This is a genomic window from Vibrio sp. SCSIO 43135, from assembly GCF_023716665.1.
In the GTDB taxonomy this organism is placed as follows: domain Bacteria; phylum Pseudomonadota; class Gammaproteobacteria; order Enterobacterales; family Vibrionaceae; genus Vibrio; species Vibrio paucivorans.
In genome coordinates this window covers 2,076,060-2,100,268 of record NZ_CP071859.1, presented here as the reverse complement: position 1 = coordinate 2,100,268, position 24,209 = coordinate 2,076,060, and the positions used below count along the sequence as shown (strand labels likewise).

Genomic DNA, 24,209 nt, shown 5'->3' with positions numbered 1-24,209 from the left:
ATGGGTAAGTTAGTTGAAGGTGTATGGCATGACGTTTGGTACGATACTAAAACATCGGGTGGTAAATTCGTAAGAGAAGACGCAGGTTTTCGCAACTGGATCGAGAACTCACCAAACGCGACTTACAAGCCTGAGTCGGGGCGTTACCACCTCTATGTTTCCTTAGCTTGCCCATGGGCGCATCGTACTTTGGTGTTTCGCCAACTCAAAGGCTTAGCCGATCATATTGACGTTACCGTAGTATGCCCAGACATGATGGGCGAAGGCTGGGAAATGGGGCTTCCTGAGCCGTTATATGGTCATACACGCATGCATCAGATTTATACTCAAGCGAAGCGCGACTACACTGGCCGTGTTACTGTTCCTGTGCTGTGGGACAAGAAAACCGAGACTATCGTGAGTAACGAGTCCTCCGAGATCATCCGTATGTTTAACTCAGCCTTTAACGAGTTAACGGGTAATCATGACGATTACTATCCTCAAGCATTGCAAGCTAAAGTAGATGAATGGAACGACTACATTTACCCACGAATTAATAACGGTGTTTATCGATGCGGTTTCGCGACTACACAGGAAGCCTACGAAGAAGCGTATGAACAGCTATTCGAAGCGCTTGATAAGGTAGATGCTCATTTAGCTACGAGCCGCTACTTAGTAGGCGATACAATCACAGAAGCTGATTGGCGTCTATTCACCACACTAGTACGCTTCGACGCGGTTTATGTTGGCCACTTCAAATGCAATAAAAAGCGCATTGCAGATTACCCAAATATTCAAGGCTACTTGAAAGAGCTTTATCAGGTTGAGGGTGTGAAAGAGACGACGGATTTTTATCATATTAAGCGTCACTATTACTTTAGTCATACTGGTATTAACCCAACTCAAGTTGTGCCAGTAGGGCCAGAGCTTGACCTAGATTCGCCGCATGGCCGCGATAAGTAAGTACTGCCTAACTTGTTTCTACTAGGTACAAAAAAGCCCTAGATTTAATCTAGGGCTTTTTATTACTAATTTACATCAGTATTCCATATCAGGGCATCAAGCTTAGCCACTCAATATGGTTATCGCTAAGAAAATTAGTTAACGACTTTCTCTTCAGCTTTTTCAGCTTGGTCTGCTTGGATAGCGGTTAGAGCAACGGTGTAAACGATGTCGTCGACTAGAGCGCCGCGTGACAGGTCGTTTACTGGCTTACGCATACCTTGAAGCATTGGACCGATAGATACTAGATCTGCTGAACGCTGCACTGCTTTGTACGTCGTGTTACCCGTGTTTAGGTCTGGGAATACGAATACTGTTGCTTTACCTGCTACTGGAGAGTTAGGTGCTTTAGAAGCCGCAACGTTTTCCATGATAGCTGCGTCGTACTGAAGAGGACCGTCGATAACAAGATCTGGACGTTTCTCTTGAGCAATCTTAGTTGCTTCACGTACTTTATCTACGTCCGCACCTTTACCAGATTCACCAGTAGAGTATGAGATCATAGCAACGCGAGGGTCGATACCAAACGCAGTTGCAGAATCTGCAGATTGAATAGCGATTTCTGCAAGTTGCTCTGCTGTTGGATCTGGGTTGATTGCACAGTCACCGTAAACCAATACTTGATCAGGCAGTAGCATGAAGAAGATTGAAGATACGATAGACGCATCAGGTGCAGTCTTAATGATCTGGAATGGAGGAACGATCGTGTTCGCTGTTGTGTGTACCGCACCAGAAACTAGGCCGTCTACTTCGCCAGCTTCTAGCATCATAGTGCCTAGGAATACTGAGTCTTCTAGTTTTTCACGAGCAACGACTTCAGTCATACCTTTCGCGCCGCGTAGTTCAACTAGGCGAGCTACGTAGTTTTCACGAACTGAATCTGAATCGATGATCTCAACACCCGCGCCTAGTTCAACACCTTGTTGTGCTGCAACGCGACGGATTTCATCTGGGTTACCTAGAAGTACACAAGTTGCGATACCGCGTTCAGCACAGATAGACGCAGCTTTTACGGTACGTGGCTCATCACCTTCAGGAAGAACGATACGCTTGCCTGCACGACGAGCAAACTCAGTTAACTGGTAACGGAACGCTGGTGGACTTAGACGGCGAATACCTTGAGTACCTTCAGATAGTGAGTCGATCCAAGGGCCATCGATGTGGCTTGCAACGTGGTCGTTTACAAACTCGATACGCTCTTTATCGTCTGCAGGAACTTCTAGGTTGAAGCTTTGCAGGTTAAGAGAGGTTTGCCATGTGTTGCCTTGAGCTTTGAAGATAGGAAGACCTGTTTCAAAAGCAGGCTTACATAGGTCAACGATTTGCTCTGGAATGTCGTAGCCGCCAGTCAGTAGGATCGCACCGATCTCTACACCGTTTTTAGCTGCTAGTGCTGCTGCAACGATTACGTCTGGACGGTCTGCTGAAGTTACTAGCAATGAACCTGGCTTAAAGTGCTCAATCATGTGCGGTAGAGAACGTGCACAGAAAGTGATGCTCTTAATACGACGAGATTCGATTTCACCTTTGTTTACGATTTCCGCATCAAGGTGTTTAGCCATATCGATTGCACGAGTTGCAATTAGGTCGATGCTCCATGGCACACAACCAAGAACACGGATAGGGCTAGAGTTGAAGATTTGCATTACTTCAAGGTTTGCTTGCTGAGCGCTGTCTGCATCATCGAAGATTTCAGATAGGTCAGGGCGCGTACGGCCAGCATCATCGACAGGTGCGTTTAGCTTGTTGATGATTACGCCTTTGATGTTCTTGTTCTTGGTACCACCAAAGTTAGAACATGCAACCTCAATACGCTCTTTCAGTTGAGCTGGGTTGTCTGTGCCTGGAGTCGCTACAAATACGATTTCAGCGCCAAGTGTTTTCGCAATTTCCGCGTTCACTTGGTTTGCAAATGGGTGCTTACGAGTAGGTACTAGGCCTTCAATTAGCGTTACTTCTGCTTCTTTGTTGATTTTGTTGTATTGCTCAACAACAGACTCAAGAAGTACATCCATTTTCTCACTACCGATCAGAGTTTCAGCAGTGGTCATTGGAGTTGGTTCACCAACGATGATGTCGCTGTTTGCAGCAATGATCGTTGATGTTAAATCTGGTTGGTTTGCACCGCTACGAGGCTGTGCGATTGGCTTGTAGAACGAGACTTTAACGCCTTTACGTTCCATAGCGCGTAGAACACCCATGCTAACACTAGTTAGACCAACGCCTGCGCTGGTAGGGATAAGCATAATAGTACGGGACATTAGGAGAGTACCTTTGACTATATGGATATAAAAAAACTGGCTAGCGAGAAGCTAGCCAGAAAATTCATTAAAGACCAGCTAGACGAGCTGTGTCTTCTGCAATAACAAGTTCTTCGTTAGTAGAAACAACCATTGCAGGGATGCGGCTGTCTGCAGAAGTGATAGTGCCTTCGCCGCCGAAACGTGCTTTAAGGTTTGCTTCGCCATCAACTTCGATACCGAATACACCTAGACGGTTAAGAACCATTTCACGGATTGGCGCAGAGTTTTCACCGATACCGCCAGTGAATACGATAGCGTCTAGACGACCTTCTAGAGTTGCAGTGTAACCAGCAACGTATTTCGCTAGGCGGTGGCAGAATACATCCATCGCGCGAGTTGCTTCTTCTTTATCACCGTAGTTATCTTCAACGAAACGACAGTCAGAAGTCACTTCAGTCAGACCTTGTAGGCCAGACTCTTTAGTTAGCATAGTGTTGATTTTCTCAACTGAGTAACCTAGAGCATCGTGTAGGTGGAAGATGATCGCAGGATCGATGTCACCACAACGAGTACCCATTACTAGACCTTCTAGTGGTGTTAGACCCATTGAAGTATCTACAGACTTACCGTTTTTGATTGCACATACAGATGCGCCGTTACCTAGGTGACAGTTGATGATGTTTAGTTCATCAGCAGGTTTGCCTAGGCGCTCAGCAGTTTCGCGAGCGATGAATAGGTGAGAAGTACCGTGCATGCCGTAACGACGGATGCCGTGCTCTTTGTATAGGTTGTACGGTAGAGCGTATAGGTAAGCTTCTTGAGGCATTGTTTGGTGGTAAGCCGTGTCGAATACTGCAGACATTGGTAGGCCAGGGAACGCTTTTTGAGCGGCTTTGATACCGATGATAGCTGCAGGGTTGTGAAGAGGTGCTAGAGTTGCACAGTCTTCGATGCCTTTAAGTACGTCGTCTGTGATTAGAGCTGACTGAGTGAATTTCTCGCCGCCGTGTACAACGCGGTGACCAACAGCTTTTAGTTGCTCTGCTAGTTCAGGCTTAGACGCAAGAATAGTTTCAACGATGAAAGATAGTGCTTCGTCGTGTGCTGCACCGTCACCTAGCTGTGCTTCGTGTTTACCATCAAGTTTCCACTTGATGCGAGCTTCTGGAAGGTGAAGACATTCAGCAAGACCTGTTAGGTGCTCTTCGCCATTTGCTGCATCAACAATAGCGAATTTAAGAGAAGAACTACCGCAGTTTAAAACTAAAACTAGCTTAGACATGTGTGACTACCTGTTATTCGTCTGACAATTTATCAGTTAAGGATGAAAATCAATCTCAAGAATAGTTCAACTCTTTGCGAGTGCGCACTAATCTTGGTCAAAAAAACTTCAATTTCCGTATAGTGAGACGTCGCTTTACCATGAAAGCAACTTATGCAATCCTTGCAGATGGTCATCGCAAAGTTGCCTTAATTGTAAATAACAGCAACAATGAGATTGAGGGTGCGCAAAGGATAGCGATAATAGGCAAATATAACAAAAAAAATTTGAAAGAATATTAACTTTCGTCAATTTTTTACGCGATAAGTTGAAAAGTTCAACTAATTTTTAGCGCTGAGCCCGCTTTGATAGTGAGAGTGTCATATGAATAATAAAGTCGGATTAGTCCACAGCTTAAAAGATGGTCAGAAATATATGGATATTTGGCCGATGCGCAAAGAGCTCAACATGCTCTTTCCTGAGCAGCGAGTGATAAAAGCAACCCGCTTTGCGATTAAAGTCATGCCGGCCATTGCAGCAATTAGTATCCTGACTCAAATGGCGTTCCAAAACCAACAAGCAATGCCTCAAGCTGTAGTTATTGCGCTATTTGCTATTAGTTTGCCACTTCAAGGCATCTGGTGGTTAGGCAATCGTGCCAATACTCAACTACCTCCGGCATTAGCAGGCTGGTACAGAGAGTTGTACCAAAAGATCACCGAAAGTGGGTTTGCCTTAGAGCCAATCAAATCTAAACCGCGTTATAAAGAGCTAGCGGTGATCCTTAACAGAGCGTTTAGGCAACTAGATAAGACCGCTTTAGAGCGTTGGTTTTAAACTCAATATTCAAAACAATCAAATAAAAAAGCGCCCATCATTGATGGGCGCTTTTTTGTCTATTCATTCAACATTAGTTGAACATTGCGATAGCGTCTGCTGGAGCGATGTACTCTAGGTCGAAGCTTTCAGCAACTTCTTTACAAGTCACTTTACCGTGAATGACATTTAGACCTTCTAGGAAGCCGTTATCTTCTAGAAGTGCTTCGCGGTAGCCTTTGTTCGCTAACTTAACAATGTAAGGAAGTGTTGCGTTGTTAAGCGCGAATGTTGATGTACGAGCAACTGCACCAGGCATGTTTGCAACACAGTAGTGAACAACGTCATCAACGATGTAAGTCGGTTCTGCGTGAGTCGTTGCGTGAGAAGTCTCGAAACAACCGCCTTGGTCGATCGCTACGTCTACAACCGCTGCGCCAGGCTTCATCTTAGCGATGTGCTCTTTTGTCACTAGTTTAGGCGCTGCTGCACCAGGAATTAGCACCGCACCGATCACTAGGTCAGCTTCTAGAACATGCTTCTCAATAGCGTCTTCTGTAGAATAAACCACTTTTGCGCGACCTTGGAATTCTTCATCTAGGCGACGAAGAGTATCAACGTTACGGTCAAGGATAGTTACGTCCGCGCGTAGACCAACTGCCATGCGTGCAGCGTTTGCACCCACGACACCACCACCAACAACAACAACTTTTGCTGGCTCAACACCTGGTACACCACCAAGAAGTAGACCACGTCCACCGTGAGATTTCTCTAAAGTTTGTGCACCTGCTTGGATAGACATGCGACCTGCTACCTCAGACATTGGTGCTAATAGTGGCAAGCGACCCATATTATCTGTTACAGTCTCATATGCTATGCAGACAGCTTTGCTCTTGATTAGCTCTTCAGTTTGTGGAAAATCTGGTGCTAGGTGCAAATAAGTAAATAAAATTTGCCCCTCTTTGAGCATAGCTCGTTCGACAGCTTGAGGTTCTTTAACCTTTACAATCATTTCTGCTTTGGCAAAAACGTCAGCAGCGGTAGGAAGAATGGATGCGCCTACAGCGATGTAATCATCGTTTGAAAAACCGATACCAGTACCGGCGTTGGTTTCAACATAAACTTGGTGACCGTGTGAGATTAGCTCTCTAACACTTGCCGGGATCATGCCCACTCTGTATTCGTGGTTCTTGATTTCCTTAGGTACGCCAATGATCATCCTGACTCCTTATTTAATTTTGGTTGTATTATCTGTGTGTAGGGTAATTCTGTCGAATTAATATCTAGTATAGACAGTAGTAAGTAAAATTTGATACTGAATATTAAAAAGTTGTAGTATATTTTTTTGCAAGGAAGTAATAAGGTGGAATAAAAAATGGCAGACAACTACAAAAAGCCGTCCAAGGATCTAGACCGTATCGATCGCAACATTCTTAACGAGTTGCAGAAAGATGGTCGAATTTCTAACGTTGAGCTCTCAAAACGTGTTGGACTTTCTCCAACTCCGTGTTTAGAGCGTGTGCGTCGCTTAGAGCGACAAGGATATATCACAGGCTATACGGCTCTTTTGAATCCGCAGTACCTTGATGCATCATTACTCGTATTCGTAGAAATCACTCTTAACCGTGGTGCTCCAGATGTATTTGAGCAGTTCAACACAGCGGTACAGAAGCTAGATGATATCCAAGAATGTCATTTGGTTTCGGGTGACTTCGACTATCTTCTTAAAACACGCGTATCAGATATGAGCGCTTACCGTAAGCTACTTGGCGATACGCTACTTCGCCTGCCGGGTGTAAATGACACTCGTACCTACGTAGTTATGGAAGAAGTAAAACAAACCAACCAGTTAGTGATTAAAACTCGCTAGTTGCCTAAAGGTCGGGAAATGATGGAACTCTTTTCCATATTCTGACTTTCTGCAATTGGGTTTTAACCCTTAATATGGTTAAATCTTTCTGAGCGGCTTATGCCGCTCAGATTGTTTTCACACCACCAAAACTCCTACGAGTGTTGGTCTTAATTAAAATCAAGTTGGTTTATGTTCAGAGAGAACAAAAAGAAAGTCGCGACTATTATTAAAACGGGTGAAGAGCCTCAGTCTTCTCGTTTAAATGGATCACAACGTCTTCGAGAGTGCGGCCTAATTCTGGCGGTACTTTTCTCAGTCCTACTCGCCGTTGCGCTGGTAACCTTTAGCCCTGCTGATCCTTCGTGGTCACAAACCGCATGGGGCAGTGATATCCAAAATGCTGGCGGCACTTTAGGCGCGTGGATTGCTGACACACTGTTTTTCGTGTTCGGTTCTTTAGCGTACCCAATACCAATCATTCTTACTGCGACCGCTTGGATTTTCTTACGAACTAGAGGGGAAGATGAGCCTCTAGATCTTACGCTGTGGGGCACAAGATTACTTGGCCTTGTGGTTTTGGTGCTTACAAGCTGTGGTTTAGCTGACATTAATTTCGACGATATTTGGTATTTCTCGTCAGGCGGTGTTATCGGTGATGTACTAACCAGTCTCGCTCTACCGACATTAAATGTGCTAGGCACCACTCTCGTTTTTCTTTTCTTATGGGGGGCGGGTTTTACTCTGCTTACTGGAATTTCATGGTTGGCTATCGTCGAGTGGCTAGGTGAGCGCACAATCCATGCTGCAGGCTTACTAATGAATCGCATCCGTGGAGAGAAAGAAGAAACCCTGGCCCCGGATTTGTCTGAATACGCACCTACCTCGAGTAAAGAAGAAAGACGTGATTTTGATTCTGTCACTATGTCTGATGCTCTGCCTACTGAGCCTGAAGTCGAAGAGCACGTGCCAGAAAGACGCTTCAACATCCATATGCCTGAAACGGCAGTTGCCGCGAGCGCTACAGCCGTATCAGTGGCATCTGAGCCAGTAAGTGCTCAGCCAGAGCAGCCGATGTACCACTATGATGAGACCGAGCAAGAACGTGAACGTCCATTGACGGCAACCATAGAAGAATTAGAAATGGCGGCGGCGGATGCCAATGATCTTGCGCCTAAAGAAGAGGTGCTTGCAGCTGCCGTTGTATCACCGGCAGCTATCGAAAGCCCAATTCAACAGCCTGGTGTCCCTGAAGCTGACACTATGCCTTGGCAAGTTGAAAGCAATGCAAGCACACCAGAGCTTTCAGAACCTGTGTTCGAGCCTATGGTAGAAACAGCTGCAGATCCTGCAGTTGAAGCAGTAGATGAGCAATCAATTACTGAACCAGTGATCAATGAGCAGCAATTTGAACGTATTGCAGAAGATGTAGAACCTGATTCGCTACATATTGAGCCGACTATCTCGACATTTGATGTCGCAGAGCAAGAAGAGGAGGAACTGACTTCTCATGAATTTGAGTCTGAGCCAGAACAGCTGCGGGTAGAAGATGAAGCGCCAATGGCAGAATTGATGCCCGCTGAGGAATTTGTGCAAGAAGACGTTGAGCCAGACGATGAAGATGTGGCTGCGTTCCAAGATATGGTTTCAGAAGCGCAGGCGAATGTTGCTGCTCAACAAAACCCATTCCTAGTCCAGCAAGACGTCAATTTGCCTAAGCCGGCAGAACCAATGCCGACGTTAGAGTTACTCTATCACCCTGAAAAGCGTGAAAACTTTATCGACCGAGAGGCATTAGAAAATATCGCGCGTTTGGTTGAAGCTAAATTGGCGGACTACAAGATCAAGGCTGAAGTGGTAGATATATTCCCTGGTCCTGTCATTACTCGTTTTGAACTTGATCTGGCACCTGGTGTTAAGGTCAGCCGTATTTCCGGTCTTTCTATGGACTTGGCACGCTCACTGTCTGCGATGGCGGTTCGTGTTGTAGAAGTGATCCCGGGTAAACCTTATGTTGGCCTTGAGCTGCCAAACATGAGCCGACAAACGGTTTATTTCTCTGATGTTGTGGGTAGCCAGCAGTTCATTGAAGCGAAGTCACCAACGACAGTAGTGCTTGGTCAGGACATTGCTGGTGAAGCCGTGATTGCCGATCTCTCTAAGATGCCACACGTATTAGTAGCCGGTACTACGGGCTCTGGTAAGTCGGTGGGTGTGAACGTAATGATTCTAAGTATGCTGTACAAAGCAACGCCAGAAGAAGTGCGTTTCATCATGATCGACCCGAAAATGCTAGAGCTTTCTGTTTATGAAGGTATTCCGCATCTTCTGTCTGAAGTCGTTACCGATATGAAAGATGCATCAAACGCGCTGCGTTGGTGTGTGGGTGAAATGGAACGTCGTTACAAGCTGATGTCTGCACTAGGCGTTCGTAATATTAAGGGCTTCAACGATAAGCTGAAAATGGCAGCGGAAGCGGGCCATCCAATTCACGATCCTTTATGGCGTGATGGTGACAGCATGGATCCTGAGCCTCCATTGCTTGAAAACTTGCCGTACATCGTAGTTATTGTCGATGAGTTTGCCGACTTGATGATGGTTGTAGGTAAGAAAGTCGAAGAGCTTATCGCTCGGTTGGCGCAGAAAGCACGTGCAGCGGGTATCCATTTGATTCTTGCCACTCAACGCCCTTCTGTGGATGTCATCACAGGTCTAATTAAAGCCAACATTCCAACACGTGTGGCGTTTACGGTTTCAACGAAAACTGACTCGCGTACGATTCTAGACCAAGGTGGCGCAGAGTCGCTGTTGGGTATGGGTGATATGCTTTACTTACCGCCAGGCTCTAGTCATACAGTGCGTGTGCACGGTGCGTTTGCATCCGATGATGATGTTCATGCAGTGGTCAATAATTGGAAAGCGCGAGGCAAACCAAACTATATTGATGAGATCACTAATGGCGACCAAGGCCCAGAAGCACTACTTCCGGGTGAAAAGCCAGAAGGTGAGGAAGACATGGATCCACTGTTTGACCAAGTGGTAGAGCATGTTGTGCAGTCTCGTCGAGGATCTGTTTCAGGGGTTCAACGTCGATTTAAGATTGGTTATAACCGAGCTGCACGCATTGTTGAGCAACTGGAAGCACAAGGTATTGTTAGTGCACCAGGCCATAATGGTAACCGAGAGGTTCTTGCTCCGGCTCCTGGTCGTGAGATGAACTAGTCAATTAGGCCGTGATCATGATTGAAGCGCAAGCTATTACAGCTTGCGTTTTTTTTGTGTGCTCGCTGGCTAACATCGGTATCTTTGCAAATGAAAAATTGCGATCGGTATGGATGATACGGAGTCGAAATAGTGATTGAGGGTAGGCTAGAAGGTGCTGGTGGAACAGAAAGTCACGTATGAAAAAGGGCAATCGCGAGATTGCCCTTTGGAGATTACGCTTTCTCAGGTTTTACAAACTGAGAGATAACAACTGCGGCTAGAACAACAAGGTTCGCGGCAAAGATGACAACTAACCATTGCGGCATAGAAAGCGTTAAGAATTGCCAAACCACTTTGCTACAGTCGCCATAAGCTTCGAACATCCACGGTGCCCATTGGTTTAATGGCGCCCAGCTTGGGAACGTCACGAACAGGTCACATGTCGCGAATGGTGATGGATTGAATTGGTAGTCCACATGTTGGAGCGCAAGCTGAAGCCCTTTATAAGAAGAGGCTCCCCAAGCCGCAAGGCCCAACCAACGTACGAATGGATTATTCGGAGAAGTCAGACCGATGAGAGCCGCGCCACCCACACCAAGTAAAGCAACACGCTCATAAATACACATGACACATGGTGGTAAAAGCATGACGTGTTGGAAGAATAGGGCACATGCTTCAAAGAAGACGACTACAAGTAATAGCAGCAGCCAAGATAGGCGACTTCTTGAGAAGGTGTTGAGTAAAGAGAGAAGCTTCACAAAAGATTCCTTATTCGTAATAAAAAAGCTCTGATATATCAGAGCTTTTTATCTTGGAATAGTTTCACGATCAACTAAATTTTTTAGTGGCCGTTTGAAACCGTGCTACTAACTGCTTCTGCCGTGCTAGGTGAAATCCAACCTGCGTCGTAGAAGAACGCGGTCATTGGTTCAACGAAGAACATGATTCCTGCAAGGCCAACAATCGCCAATACCACAGTGTACGGTAGAGCCATAATAACCATGCGTCCATACGACAAGCGGATAAGTGGTGCCAGCGTAGATGTTAGTAGGAATAGGAAGGCTGCTTGGCCATTAGGTGTCGCCACTGAAGGTAGGTTAGTACCGGTGTTGATAGCGACGGCCAGTAGATCGAATTGGTCGCGAGTAATGATGCCTTGTACCAGCGCAGCTTTCACTTCGTTGATGTAGACCGTTCCAACGAATACGTTGTCTGACACCATCGACAGCAGGCCGTTTGCGACGTAGAACAGAGCAAGCTGTGTCCCTTTATCTTCTACGTGCAGAACCGCGTCAATAACAGGTTTAAACAGCTCTTGGTCAATGATTACTGCAACAATCGCAAAGAATACTGCAAGTAGCGCCGTGAAAGGCAGTGCTTCTTCGAATGCTTTCCCTAATGAGTGTTCTTCAATAACACCGGTAAATGCAGTAGCAAGGATAATAACGGACAGGCCAATTAAACCTACAGCCGCTAAGTGAAGGGCTAGGCCAACGATTAGCCATACTGCAATTGCACCTTGAATCCATAGCTTAGCAACATCTTGCTTAGTGCGGTTTTTACGCTCTTCAGTATCGAAATCGACTAAGATTTGACGAACGTTATCTGGAAGCTCAGCGCCGTAACCAAAGACTTTGAATTTTTCGACTAGCACACAAGTTGCTAGTCCACAGAAGAAAACAGGAACAGTGACTGGTGACATGCGAATGATGAACTCACCAAATAGCCAGCCAGCTTGATCTGCAATGATAAGGTTTTGAGGCTCACCCACCATTGTCATAACGCCACCAAGAGCTGTACCCACACCAGCATGCATCAGTAGTGAGCGTAGGAATGCACGGTAGTTTTCTAAATCATCGCGTGTTAGTTCAGATAGCTCACCATCGTGGGTGTGGTCATGTGCTGCTGATGACCCTTTTCCTGAGGCTACTTTGTGATAAATCGAGTAGAAACCAACCGCTACGCTAATGACAACCGCAATTACTGTTAGTGCATCTAGGAATGCTGACAAAAATGCTGCTGCAAAACAGAAAGCAACAGAGAGAATTGCTTTTGAACGGATACCTAGCAGTATCTTTGTGAAAATATAGAGAAGCAGCTGCTTCATGAAGTAGATGCCAGCAACCATAAAGATCAGTAGCAACAGAACTTCGATGTTCGCAACGAGTTCATGTTTTACTTGGTCGGCACTTGTCATCCCAATCGCGACAGCCTGAATCGCTAGTAAACCACCTGGTTGGAGTGGGTAACATTTTAGCGCCATAGCGAGAGTGAAGATAAATTCGATAACTAATAACCAACCAGCAACAAATGGGTTGATCAAAAAGAAAACAATAGGGTTGATAATTAGAAATGAAATGATGGCAACTTTGTACCAGTCTGGTGCTTTACCAAGAAAGTTCTTAATAAAAGCACTTCCGAGTGACATCGGCATGGGTAATACTCTTAATGTTGTTATAAATAGACACTATGAGTAGCTCGTATCCATTAATCAGAACTTTCTTGGGTAATGCTCTGATCCAACAGCGACTTAGAAAAACAACAACGATCCATGACGATTGTGGCCTTGCCAAGTCACTCCCTGAGAAAGACAAGCACTCTACTTCGACCGCAACTCTACTCTTCGCTTTTATTTAGTCAACAAGAAACTCATCCTTGGTATGAAAGATGGATGAATTTAGTCAAAAAACGCGATCTAAGTTGGGTAAATATCAAAGAAGAGTTGTGAAAAAGTTAACTTAATAGTTCGCAATGAATGAAAGTGCTGAAATTGACAATTTATGTATCTTATATGAATGAAGATGTTTGAAGTTAACTGAGAAAACATTTATGCCGTATAGAATAAGGAGTCATAACATATAAGCAGTTGCGAGACACTTGTACTACTAAAGTGTAAATTTATTGCGCTTCCTATCCCGGTTTAACTTGTTTAAATTGAGAAGATGATTAGAGTATTAACTCTAAATGTTACTTGTGGCGAGTTTTATATCAGTAGGTTTCCGAAGTGGTGAAACTAGTGGTATGATGAGTGCTATCTAATTAAAAATAAAACTGGAAAGTACTTAATGGTCATTAAGGCAAAAAGCCCAGCAGGATTTGCAGAAAAATACATTATCGAAAGCATTTGGAATGGCCGATTCCCTCCAGGTTCTATTTTACCAGCAGAACGTGAATTATCAGAATTAATAGGTGTTACGCGCACAACTCTACGTGAAGTTTTACAGCGTCTAGCGCGTGATGGTTGGTTGACGATCCAGCACGGTAAGCCGACGAAAGTAAACCAATTCATGGAAACTTCGGGTCTACACATCCTAGATACTCTTATGACGTTAGACGCGGATAATGCGACAACAATTGTTGAAGATTTGCTTGCAGCACGTACAAGTATCAGTCCTATTTTTATGCGTTACGCATTTAAGGCAAACAAAGAAGCTTCAGAAAGAACAATTGCAAATGTGATTGAATCTTGTGAATCGCTATTAAATGCTGAGAGCTGGGACGTATTTATCGAATCATCTCCTTACGCTGAAAAGCTTCGCCAACACATAAAAGATGATGGTGAAAAAGATGAAGAAAAGCGCCAAAGTAATCTAATTGCGAAAACATTTAATTATTATGATTACATGTTGTTCCAGCGTTTGGCATTCCATTCTGGTAACCAGATATATGGATTAATTTTCAATGGTTTGAGAAAGTTATATGACCGAGTAGGTAGCTATTATTTCTCTAATCCAGAAGCTCGTAAGTTAGCATTGGATTTCTACCGCCAACTATTGGATATCTGTGAAACAGGAAGTCGTGATCAAATACCACTAGCGGTTCGTCACTATGGTTTAGGTAGTGCACAAATCTGGAATCAGATGAAGACGACACTGCCAACAAACTTTACTGAAGATGACAGTTAATTCGATTCAGAACAAAAAAACCGGCTACCGCCGGTTTTTTTATGCCTAAAGACTGGCGTTTTAGAGGTCTTCGTAACCGCCTGCACCTTTAAACCAAGTGGTTAGGTGCGTTTTAAGATCTTTGAGCTCGTCAGGGCCAATAAGTGCTAAGCCTAAATCTTCTGCTCGTGTGATGTCATTATGGCGTAAAGGGCGGAAGCTCACCAACATTGCCCTTGCCTGAAGTCCTCCTAGAAGATCGCGAAGTGATTCAAGCTTGTACAAGGTGTCATCACCGTCGTCACGCATACCTTTGGTCTTACATTCGATAATGTGTAGCTTGTTGTTCACTACCGATGCTACATCAAGCTCGTTGCGTACTTCACGTTCTCCAAGTTGGCGATATACCTGTACATTCAAAGAGCGGTCTTGAATCGTTGGCATTGTGTCCTGTATCTGCTTCACAGTGCTATGCACAAGAGTTTCTAGCCATTCACCGTTGGAGAAGCGGCGCGCATCCTCATTGGCGAAGGTTAGCACTCCATCGCTGTAAGTCGCAATCTCGGCTTTGACTAAATCATCCAACAGCATGTTGAGTTCACGATAACCTTGCTGCTTCTCTGATAGCTCAACGTCTAACTTTTGCTCTTTACGACACGTGGTCGCAAGATAGTTTAGCGTCGCTAGGCCAGGACCCAGCTCTAGTGCATTACTTGCCCAGCGCTCGCCAAGTTCGTATAGAGTTTGATCAAGTTGAGGAGGTAGCTCGTGCTCATTGAATTCACCGCGCGCACCAAAAACGGTTAGGTAGTCGGATATGGTGATGCGATCTTGAACTTGGGTATCTTCCTGTCCATCTGGGTATAGCCAGCAAAGACGGTCGCTGTTTGGTTCAACAACAAAAATTGGCCAATGGTAGGTGCGGAACACTTCGTATACAGACAATAAGCGATGGCGTAAACCACAGCTGGCATTTAGCTTAACGTCTTCACCACGCGCTTTTAAATCTTCAGCAAGTTTGCGAATTGACTGTTTGATGATCGAGGTGTTCACTGCCGTAGGAATTTCGAAAAACTCGGAGGTAATGTCACGCTGAGCTAACACGGAATGGAGTCTTACATACATTGACTCTTGAGTGGCATCACCAATGAATACGATGTGTTTGCTGATGGTACGATTGTCGAGTAGGGGGGTGACTAATCGAATTGGATCTTGGTCGATGATACCGACATGAACAGCCATAAATCTTCCTCATGTTCGGCTCGCGAAAAGGGAAATTGGGAAAAGGTGCGCGAACCATAAATAGGATATAACGCCGTGCCAGACAAAAAACAAGGGCGCCTCAGAAATAAAGGCGCCCTTAGTCAGAGTTTTACGTTAGGTTGACAGTGAGTTTACGCTCACTAGCAAAACCTTAAAGTTTGAAGCGGTGTACTAACTCACCTTGTTGGTTGGCAAGTTGGGTCAGGCTTTCATTGGTGCTAGCAATTTGCGACATTGCTTGGTAACTCGCGTCTGCGATGAGGTTAATCTCCTCGATGTTACGTGCTATTTCAGTCGTTGTTTCGCTTTGCTCACCTGCCGCCTGTGAGATATGAGTACTCATATGACTGATTTCTAGAATCAGAGCTTGTATCTCTTCCATTGCGCTATTGGCGTTAGATGCTTGTTCTACCGACAGTTCCATATCACTCATACAGCTTTCAATGACGTTGTTCGCTGCCGTTGAGCTGCTTTGTAAGTTGCTGATCATATTCTCGATTTCAGATGTTGATTCTGTCGTCTTTTGAGCAAGTACACGAACTTCATCTGCTACCACAGCAAAGCCACGTCCTTGTTCACCGGCACGAGCAGCTTCAATGGCAGCGTTCAGTGCAAGTAGGTTTGTTTGTTCAGCAATGCTGCGAATCACATCTAGAATTGATCCGATCTGGCTACTCATTTTGCGCAGTTCACTCACTGCTTCAACGGATTCGGTTAGTCGAACTTCAAGCTGGTTAATGGTCGAAATGTTGGTGCTCATAATCTGACGTCCAGACTCTGATGCGGTTTCAACCTGTTTGACCATCTGCTGTGAACTTTGTGCACTTTGAGCAACTTCTTGTACAGAATGAGACATCTCTGTCATTGCTGTTGCTACATTGGCTGTTTGTTCGCGCTGGGTACTCAATTGAGCTTGTGCGCTAGAGGACGTGCTTTGGTTTGAATTCGCTGTGCTGGTTAGATCATCTGACGCGTCGTTAAGTTTAACTAAGATGTTATGCAGGTTATCTGCAAGTGAATTGATGTGGCCACTTACTCGACTAAACTCGTTGTTGTATCGGATATCGATACGTTGAGTCATATCCCCTTCGGTTAGGCTTTCTAGTGTCTTCAAAATACGAGTGAGTGGTTCACGAACACTATGTGCAATGTGATATCCGATGCCCGCTGCAAACAACACGACAATCGCACCGATAACAATCGCTTTCACTACGCCTTGGTCATAAACTTCCCCAGCTTCTGCAAGTGATTGATTCAATCCTTCTGTCGCTACGGTGTTGAATGAGTCTAAGATAGACATAGCCGTATCAACCTCAACAGCGAGGTTACCAATGTTCTCATACAACGCTTGTTTGGCCAGCAAGTAGCTATTGTGTTGATCAAGTACGCCGCCTTTTTTACCCACATCGCGGGTAAATTGCTGTACGGACTCATCAAACACTTCTTTCAATTCAGGCATTTGAGCTGAAAGGCCACGGTACGCGTAATTTAAATGAGTCACGGCTTTTTTGTTTTTGGCTACAGCTTTGTTGACCAGCTCAACATTCGAGCTTGCAAGCGCATCGGATGTGATCACTTCTGCGTCTTTTAGCTTGATAAAGTAACTCTTTGCCATGACTTTCACTGAGATGCTGCTTTGGTCATCGACGTATTCTTTCATACCAGTGCTTAACTCAGAATGCAGACGCTGGAAGTTACGCGTAGACTTTTGAACTTTCTCTTGAGCGGCAAACATCGCTTCGTAGTTGTTCATTGCATCCTCTGCTTCGGCAAAGTAGCGCTGCTCCATTTCTTGAAGCAAGGTAATGTTTTCTGCCAGCTGCGGATTGTTTGCACTGGAAGTTTGTAGCTGCGCAAACGTTGCGGCAAATTGCTCTTTTGCGCTGGCAAATTCTTCACGCATTTCCGCCATACGTTCGGTACTTTGCGTAGTCAAAAAGTCTTTAAAAGATTTGTCTGCTGACAGCAGTTGAACTGCAGTTTGGTTAGATATTGATACTAACGGAAGTGAAACCTTAGATACCGACTCAAAGTTTGAATGGATCTGGCTCATGCCTCCCATCATAATACTGGTCATAATTGCGAACATTATGATGATCAGTGTGAAGCCGGCGTACATACGCCTAATCACTGAACCCTTCATATACTCTCTCCCTAGAAAACACAAAGACAAATTCGTCTTATAAAATTAACAAAATAGTCATTATTGTATTGAGAGTGAGAGACGCATTTTATGACGCACAATACAAATTTTACTTCGAATATTAGGGTATTGTGATAAATGTTAAGTGAACACTGTTTTTATTGAGCTTTGTTCCAGCTTGGAGCATACTGAAGCTAACGCATATAAAGACGAGTAGACGGAGTACTCAATGGCTGAAGAAACCATTTTTAGCAAAATTATAAATAAAGAAATCCCTGCCGATGTGGTGTATCAAGATGATTTAGTCACCGCATTTCGTGACATCAACCCTAGAGCTCCAATCCATGTGCTGATTATTCCAAATAAACTAATACCAACAGCTAACGATATCGAAGTTGAAGACGAGTTGACCATGGGGCGTATGTTCACTGTGGCGAAAAAGATTGCTAAAGATGAAGGTATTGCAGACGACGGGTACCGTTTGATCATGAACTGTAATTCACACGGTGGTCAAGAGGTATACCACATTCACATGCACTTAGTCGGCGGCCGACCTCTTGGTCCGCTGTTAATGAGCTAATCAGGGTGGCTGGTTAATGTAAACTAACACCGAGTTGTGTTGTCCAACTCGGTGTTTTGGTTTTCCGGCACTACAGTCTTTAATTAGATACTGTATCTCGGTGGAATATCAGCCAATATGCTCAAACAATGCACGTTTAGAACAATAGTATGTTTACAACAATGGAGTACGAAGTGAAACGACCAATTCGGATCACAATCGTAACGTCTGCGGTAATGCTTCTTTCAGCCTGTGCAAATTTGTCGGCTGGAAATTTATTTAGTCACTACAGCGCCCAAAATAATGGCGTTTATTCTGCGGTTAAGTCGGGTCAGTATGATGAAGCGGAGCAAAAGCTCCCTGAGTATATCGCAGGTGATATCTTAGACAATATGGAAAAAGGGCGTGTTTATTTTCTCAATGAGCATTACCCACAAAGCAAATCTAGCTTAGAACTGAGTGATTCAGCCGTTCGTGTTCAGCAAGATAAAGCGGTGATCTCGGTCAGCGATACAGCGACCAGTGTGGGCTCTATTGCTGTTAATGATAATCTCAACACCTATAGCCCTGCCGATTACGAGCTCGGCTTTTTGCATCTTTATCTGGGGCTGAACTATCTTCAAAGTAACAGCTTAGAAGGGGCGCTCGTCGAGATGCGAAGAGCGAACCAAGTGCAGGAAAGGGCAAGGAAAGATCGCGAACGCGAATTAGAGTCCGCCCAGGCGAGCTTGAAGAAGCAAGGGGTATCTCCAAATTTGGGGAGTGTACTTTCCAATTACCCAGATGCAGGCAAAACGCTGCAAGCGGTTCAAAATGGGTATTTGTTGTATCTATCAGCTTTGCTATACGAAACTTCTAACGATCTAAATAGTGCATATGTGGATTATCGTCGAGCGTTGGCTGTCGAACCAGATAACGCAGAAATCATTGATGGAACGATGCGTGTTGCTAAGCGCTTGGGGATGAACCAAGATCTTGAAAAGCTTAAGAAGCGATACGGAGACGTTAACTCTCTGGACTCTGGCAAGAGCCGAGTCATAGTGATTGATGAGCAGGGCGTTGTAGAAGCCTTGAGTGCTTGGAAGCTATCTCTACCGGTATATGACAGTCGCGGTGATGGTGCATTGTATTCTTTAGCATTGCCTTACTATCGCTCTGATGCAAGTGAAAGGTTTAGAGAGTTACAGCTTAACGATGATGCGCTTTCTTCAGATCAGTTGACCAACGTAAATTTGATGGCTCAGCGAGATCTTTCTGAAAGAATGCCGACCATAGTAATAAGGCAAACTCTACGTGTATTGGCAAAGGATCAGATGCGTAAAGAGACAGCGAAAGGCGACGATGTAGGTAACTTGCTGTTCAATGTTTGGAATACATTGACTGAGCAAGCCGATACGCGTAGCTGGCAAACATTACCTGGCAAAGTGTATAGCGCAAGCGCGCAAGTGAATGCGGGCGAGCAAACCCTCAATGTTGACGGAAAGGATTACACGTTCAACGTTGAGCAAAATAGAACGGTATTAGTTTGGGTTTCAAGACAAGGAAATAACTCTACTGTTTGGCATAAACAATTAGGAAAATTGTAATGAAAAAGTGGTTATTTGCTGCATTGATTGCAGTTCTCGTGGTGGGGTGTTCGAGTAACACGGCCGGTTTACGTGTCGATGGCGCTTCGCAGAATGTGCTGTTTGGCGACAATGTTCTAGGCTCTCGCTTAGTTATTGACGATATTGCGACGACAGAAGTCGATGGACACGCACGTGGCGTTGTTAGGCTCGTCAGTGAATACAATGGCGATCAACACATCCAGTACCGTTTTTACTGGTATGACGAAGATGGTCTAGAGGTTAACAATAAACTCAGCCCATGGCGTCAAACGGTGGTACGTGGTAAAGAGAGCTTCTCTATCTCAGAAGTGTCAGTTAACCCGAACGGTAAACAGTTTCGTGTGCAAATTCGCGAAGCGGATTAATCCAAGTGAAAAGTTTGAGACGGTTAGTTCTTCGCTATTTCTGATGGTATGAATTAGCCGTTAATGAATACGGTTGTCGGAAAAACAACCGAAAATATCGAAAGTAAAAGTTATAAGCCCAGAATACGGGTAAATAAGGAACAGGTATGAAAAAGAGTGTAATTGCACTATTAGGTCTTGCGGTCATTTTAGGCGGTTGTTCAAACAAGGTGAGCTATGGCGACGCTCAAGCTGTAGAAACTACAACGATTGATTTCGGTTCAACAGACCTTCAAAAGATTGCAGGTGAAATGGTTGATAGCATGATGATGTCGGGTTCAGTGGCAGCAATCACGAAAGACTCTCGCCCAATCGTATTTGTTGAGCGTATCAAAAACAAAACCAGCGAACACATCGATACAGAGTCGATCACTGATACAGTGAGCACTAAAATGCTTAACTCTGGCAAGTTCCGTTTCGTTGATATGGATCGTGTAGAGTCAGTGCGTGAGCAGTTGAACTTCCAAAACAACGATGAGCTAGTGAATCAAAGCACGGCGATTCAGTTTGGTAAGATGGTTGGCGCACAGTACATGCTCTACGGCAACCTATCTAGCATCGTGAAGAATGCAGGTAGTGATAAAGATGTGTACTACAAAATGACGATGCGCTTGATGGATCTCGAAACTGGCCTAATCGAGTGGGCTGATGAGACAGAGATTCGTAAGCAAGAGTCTAAGAGCCTATTAGGTCTGTAATGAACTAAGTTGGAGAGGTGATGTATGGCAAGGATGTCGTGGCATGAAGCGTGTCAGTTAGATTCATCGTTATTGTCTTTAGATCACTTCTTCAAAGTTCCCCCAAGTTATGCGCAAACCCTAACTGGGGGATTAACTAATCGCTGTTGGAAAGTTGTATTACCCAACGGTGATAGCTATGTTTGGCGTCCTAATACTCCTATCACAAAAGCCTTTTCAATTTCTCGCTTCCAAGAGTATCAAATCCTTTCTGCTATAGAGTCCTCTTCTGTGGGGCCTAAACCGATAACAGTAAATGAACATGGCTTGCTGGTAGAGTGGATAGAAGGGGAATCTTTGACCGATTCCCTGGCATTCGACGACCTGCTAAAAATGCTGCTCAAAGTGCATCAACTAGATACATCTCGCGTACCCGTTGCTCCTTTCAGTTATACAGCCCGAGTTGACCACTATTGGCTGCAAATCAAAAAAGAGCTTAAAACAGAAAGCTATCAATCCCTTTACCAGCGCTGGCGAAGTGCACCGAATTTGGCTGATGTTGGAAAGGTTTTATGTCATTTTGATTTAGCTGGCTACAACATGGTAAAGACGGAAATGGGCAACCGCGTGATTGATTGGGAGTATGCATCCATCGCTGACCCGCGGCTTGATCTGACACTGAGTATTATGGTGTTTGAAGAAAAGCCATTAGAAGCCGTGTACCGTTATTGCCAACTCGGTGAAGTAGAGGGAGTCGATGATTGGGCAGAAGGGGTGCTTGCATGGCAGCCTCGGACGATGATGATGGCAATGTTATGGTACCTACTGGCTTATCAATTGTGGGGTGAAGCAGAGTATTTAGAGCAGGCAGAACTGCTTAAATCGCAACTCACCGTCGATGATGCTCCGCCTCAAGAATAGTCGCACTGGACAAATACCTCGCACTTACGCTGAATATTTCATCAATTCATCTGTCGGCAGCAATCAACAGTGATAATCGGATCACTGTTTGGCGCTGTCGCTAGGCTTATTGTGTAATGATTCCTTTAAAACCATAAAGTTCGTGGTAGATTATCCAAAAAGCGGGGAAAGTTATTATGATTATTTATTTGCATGGTTTTGACTCAACAAGCCCTGGCAACCACGAGAAGATTTTACAGTTACAGTTTATTGATGACGATGTGCGTTTCGTGAACTACAGTACCTTACACCCTAAGCACGATATGCAGCATTTATTGAAAGAAGTGCATAAGCTGATTGAACAGTCGGATGATAAACAGCCTATCATTTGTGGTGTAGGCCTTGGTGGTTATTGGTCAGAGCGCATTGGATTTTTATGCGGGATAAAGCAAGTCATCTTTAATCCTAATTTGCACCCAGAGCGAACAATGGAAGGTCGAATCGATAGGCCTGAAGAGTATGAAGACATCGCGACAAAATGCGTGTCGGAATTCAGGACGAAAAATAAAGGCCGATGCTTAGTGATTTTGTCGAAAGAAGATGAAATTCATGATAACGGTAAGTCGGCGTCTGAATTGGAAGACTACTACGATATCGTTTGGGACGAAACGCAAGCACACAAGTTTAAAAAGATTTCTCAGCATTTACAGGCAATGAAAGCCTTTAAACAAGCTTAAAGGCGAGTAATTCAGAACAAAAAAGCGACATACGAAAGTATGTCGCTTTTTTATTAGGCATATCGACAAAAATACTAACGAATTGGCTGTATTCAGGAGTTGCGAAGCGGCTTAACCCCTATATAATGAGTGGGCTATAAAAAAATTGACAAATATCAAAAAAAATTGAGAGCGAGTACTAAACTTGCCCATTTATTGCGGTTCATCCCGTATTTGTGTCCAGTAACTGAGGTTTTCAATAGCTGTTTTCCCAAAAGCTAGGATTGCCTTCATAAACCGCATTGCGGTGATCTCTCTACCCGAGTAAACAAGCGAATTCTATCGGGACGCTACGGCGGCTCGAATCATAATTATTCAAACTTTTAGAGGATGTTATCGTGACGCGAATTATTGTCGTAGGCGGTGGTGCTGGTGGGCTAGAGCTAGCCACGAAGCTGGGCCGAACCCTAGGCCGCAAGAAGCGAGCTAAAATCACACTGGTTGACCGTAAAGCTAGCCATCTATGGAAGCCTTTGCTGCATGAAGTAGCGACGGGATCACTGGACGAAGGTGTTGATGCATTGAGTTATCGAGCTCACGCTAAGAATCATCACTTTGATTTCCAAATGGGTGGTTTAGAAGACATCGATCGTGAACGTAAAACGATCAAACTTCACGAATTAAAAGACGAACATGGCGAACTGTTAATGCCGACGCGCGAGCTTGAGTACGACATTCTCGTTATGGCTATCGGTTCAACATCAAATGATTTTAATACCCCAGGTGTTCGTGACCACTGTATTTTCCTAGATAGCCCTGAACAGGCTCACCGTTTCCGCACTGAAATGAACAATGAGTTCCTAAAGCTACACGCTAAGAACGGACAAGGCAGTGTAGATATAGCTATTGTAGGTGCTGGTGCAACCGGCGTAGAGCTCTCTGCCGAACTTCACAATGCGGTTAAAGAGCTACGTACGTATGGCTTTGGTGATCTAGATTCAAGTAAGCTGAACGTGAACCTTGTAGAAGCGGGTGAACGTATTCTTCCTGCTCTTCCTCCACGTATTTCGGGCGCTGCTCATCAAGAATTAACCAAGCTAGGCGTTAACGTTCGTACTGCGACAATGGTGACAGAAGCGGACGAGCACGGTCTGGTTACTAAAGATGGCGAGAAAATTCCTGCTCAAATCATGGTTTGGGCGGCCGGTATCAAAGCACCTGATTTTATTAAAGACATCGCAGGTCTTGAAACGAACCGGATCAACCAGCTTGTTGTGAAAGATACGCTACAAACAACCCGTGACGATGATATCTTCGTCATCGGTGACTTGGCGCAATGTACTCAAGAAGACGGTTCATTTGTACCTCCACGAGCTCAAGCTGCACACCAAATGGCAAGTTGTGCATTTTCGAATATCGTCGCTAAGCTTAACGGTCGCGACCTGAAGGCGTATGTATACAAAGACAAAGGTTCTTTAGTGTCATTAAGCCGTTTCTCTACCGTCGGTAGCCTGATGGGTAACTTGACCAAAGGTTCGATGATGGTCGAAGGTAGAATTGCACGTGTGGTGTATATCTCGCTCTATCGATTACACCAGATGGCGCTTCACGGCATGTTTAAGACAGCGCTGATTATCCTGATGGGCAGGATCAACCGAGTCTTGAGACCGAACTTGAAACTGCACTAAGATAGATCACAATG

General features: G+C 44.7%; 19 protein-coding genes. 12 read left to right on the top strand and 7 right to left on the bottom strand.

Features of this window, described 5'->3' with window-relative positions; genetic code table 11:
• Positions 1-942, top strand: coding sequence for a glutathione S-transferase family protein (locus tag J4N42_RS09275; protein WP_252027597.1), 942 nt, complete (start codon positions 1-3; stop codon positions 940-942).
• 134 nt (positions 943-1,076) lie between these two features.
• Here J4N42_RS09275 and pta read toward each other — a convergent pair whose 3' ends face one another.
• On the bottom strand, positions 1,077-3,242 hold the full coding sequence (pta, locus tag J4N42_RS09270; RefSeq protein WP_252027596.1) for a phosphate acetyltransferase: 2,166 nt from the start codon (positions 3,240-3,242) through the stop codon (positions 1,077-1,079).
• Positions 3,243-3,309: 67 nt separating this feature from the next.
• Positions 3,310-4,506, bottom strand: a complete 1,197-nt coding sequence (locus J4N42_RS09265; RefSeq protein WP_252027595.1) for an acetate kinase — start codon at positions 4,504-4,506, stop codon at positions 3,310-3,312.
• Between the two features lie 363 nt (positions 4,507-4,869).
• On the opposite strand from J4N42_RS09265, the gene yfbV reads away from it, so the two are divergent.
• On the top strand, positions 4,870-5,322 hold the full coding sequence (gene yfbV, locus J4N42_RS09260) for a terminus macrodomain insulation protein YfbV (RefSeq protein WP_252027594.1): 453 nt from the start codon (positions 4,870-4,872) through the stop codon (positions 5,320-5,322).
• A 73-nt stretch (positions 5,323-5,395) separates the two neighbouring features.
• Here yfbV and ald read toward each other — a convergent pair whose 3' ends face one another.
• The gene (ald, locus tag J4N42_RS09255; RefSeq protein ID WP_252027593.1) at positions 5,396-6,520 is read right to left on the bottom strand and encodes an alanine dehydrogenase; all 1,125 of its coding nucleotides are present in this window, start codon (positions 6,518-6,520) and stop codon (positions 5,396-5,398) included.
• Positions 6,521-6,676: 156 nt separating this feature from the next.
• Here ald and lrp point away from each other — a divergent pair, with 156 nt between their 5' ends.
• Positions 6,677-7,171 (top strand): leucine-responsive transcriptional regulator Lrp, encoded by a 495-nt coding sequence (gene lrp / locus J4N42_RS09250; protein WP_017033863.1) that lies wholly within the window; start codon positions 6,677-6,679, stop codon positions 7,169-7,171.
• A gap of 171 nt (positions 7,172-7,342) precedes the next feature.
• Positions 7,343-10,372: a DNA translocase FtsK gene (locus J4N42_RS09245; protein WP_252027592.1), complete on the top strand. Its 3,030-nt coding sequence runs from the start codon at positions 7,343-7,345 to the stop codon at positions 10,370-10,372.
• Between the two features lie 215 nt (positions 10,373-10,587).
• On the opposite strand, the gene dsbB is transcribed toward J4N42_RS09245, so the two are convergent.
• Positions 10,588-11,112 carry a disulfide bond formation protein DsbB gene (dsbB, locus tag J4N42_RS09240; RefSeq protein WP_252027591.1) on the bottom strand — a complete coding sequence of 175 codons (525 nt, stop codon included), beginning with the start codon at positions 11,110-11,112 and terminating at the stop codon, positions 10,588-10,590.
• Between the two features lie 83 nt (positions 11,113-11,195).
• Entirely contained in the window at positions 11,196-12,788 is a 1,593-nt protein-coding gene (gene nhaB / locus J4N42_RS09235) for a Na(+)/H(+) antiporter NhaB (protein WP_252027590.1), read from the bottom strand.
• Positions 12,789-13,419: 631 nt separating this feature from the next.
• Here nhaB and fadR point away from each other — a divergent pair.
• Positions 13,420-14,259: a fatty acid metabolism transcriptional regulator FadR gene (gene fadR / locus J4N42_RS09230; protein WP_252027589.1), complete on the top strand. Its 840-nt coding sequence runs from the start codon at positions 13,420-13,422 to the stop codon at positions 14,257-14,259.
• Between the two features lie 60 nt (positions 14,260-14,319).
• Here fadR and J4N42_RS09225 read toward each other — a convergent pair whose 3' ends face one another.
• Positions 14,320-15,480: a DUF1887 family protein gene (locus J4N42_RS09225; protein ID WP_252027588.1), complete on the bottom strand. Its 1,161-nt coding sequence runs from the start codon at positions 15,478-15,480 to the stop codon at positions 14,320-14,322.
• A gap of 172 nt (positions 15,481-15,652) precedes the next feature.
• Entirely contained in the window at positions 15,653-17,644 is a 1,992-nt protein-coding gene (locus tag J4N42_RS09220; protein ID WP_252027587.1) for a methyl-accepting chemotaxis protein, read from the bottom strand.
• Between the two features lie 229 nt (positions 17,645-17,873).
• Here J4N42_RS09220 and hinT point away from each other — a divergent pair, with 229 nt between their 5' ends.
• The 7 genes from hinT to J4N42_RS09185 all read left to right on the top strand — a co-directional run bounded on the left by hinT (position 17,874) and on the right by J4N42_RS09185 (position 24,195).
• Positions 17,874-18,224, top strand: coding sequence for a purine nucleoside phosphoramidase (hinT, locus tag J4N42_RS09215; RefSeq protein WP_252027586.1), 351 nt, complete (start codon positions 17,874-17,876; stop codon positions 18,222-18,224).
• Between the two features lie 161 nt (positions 18,225-18,385).
• Complete coding sequence (locus J4N42_RS09210; protein ID WP_252030817.1) at positions 18,386-19,789, top strand: COG3014 family protein; 1,404 nt, start codon at positions 18,386-18,388, stop codon at positions 19,787-19,789.
• Positions 19,789-20,175 (top strand): YcfL family putative periplasmic lipoprotein, encoded by a 387-nt coding sequence (locus J4N42_RS09205; protein WP_252027585.1) that lies wholly within the window; start codon positions 19,789-19,791, stop codon positions 20,173-20,175. Before J4N42_RS09210 ends, J4N42_RS09205 begins: the two co-directional genes overlap by 1 nt.
• A 146-nt stretch (positions 20,176-20,321) precedes the next feature.
• Positions 20,322-20,912: a penicillin-binding protein activator LpoB gene (gene lpoB, locus J4N42_RS09200; RefSeq protein WP_252027584.1), complete on the top strand. Its 591-nt coding sequence runs from the start codon at positions 20,322-20,324 to the stop codon at positions 20,910-20,912.
• 24 nt (positions 20,913-20,936) lie between these two features.
• The gene (locus J4N42_RS09195; RefSeq protein ID WP_252027583.1) at positions 20,937-21,812 is read left to right on the top strand and encodes a phosphotransferase; all 876 of its coding nucleotides are present in this window, start codon (positions 20,937-20,939) and stop codon (positions 21,810-21,812) included.
• 176 nt (positions 21,813-21,988) lie between these two features.
• Complete coding sequence (gene ycfP, locus J4N42_RS09190) at positions 21,989-22,528, top strand: alpha/beta hydrolase YcfP (protein WP_252027582.1); 540 nt, start codon at positions 21,989-21,991, stop codon at positions 22,526-22,528.
• A 377-nt stretch (positions 22,529-22,905) separates the two neighbouring features.
• Positions 22,906-24,195: an NAD(P)/FAD-dependent oxidoreductase gene (locus tag J4N42_RS09185; RefSeq protein ID WP_252027581.1), complete on the top strand. Its 1,290-nt coding sequence runs from the start codon at positions 22,906-22,908 to the stop codon at positions 24,193-24,195.
• Positions 24,196-24,209: the final 14 nt, after the last annotated feature.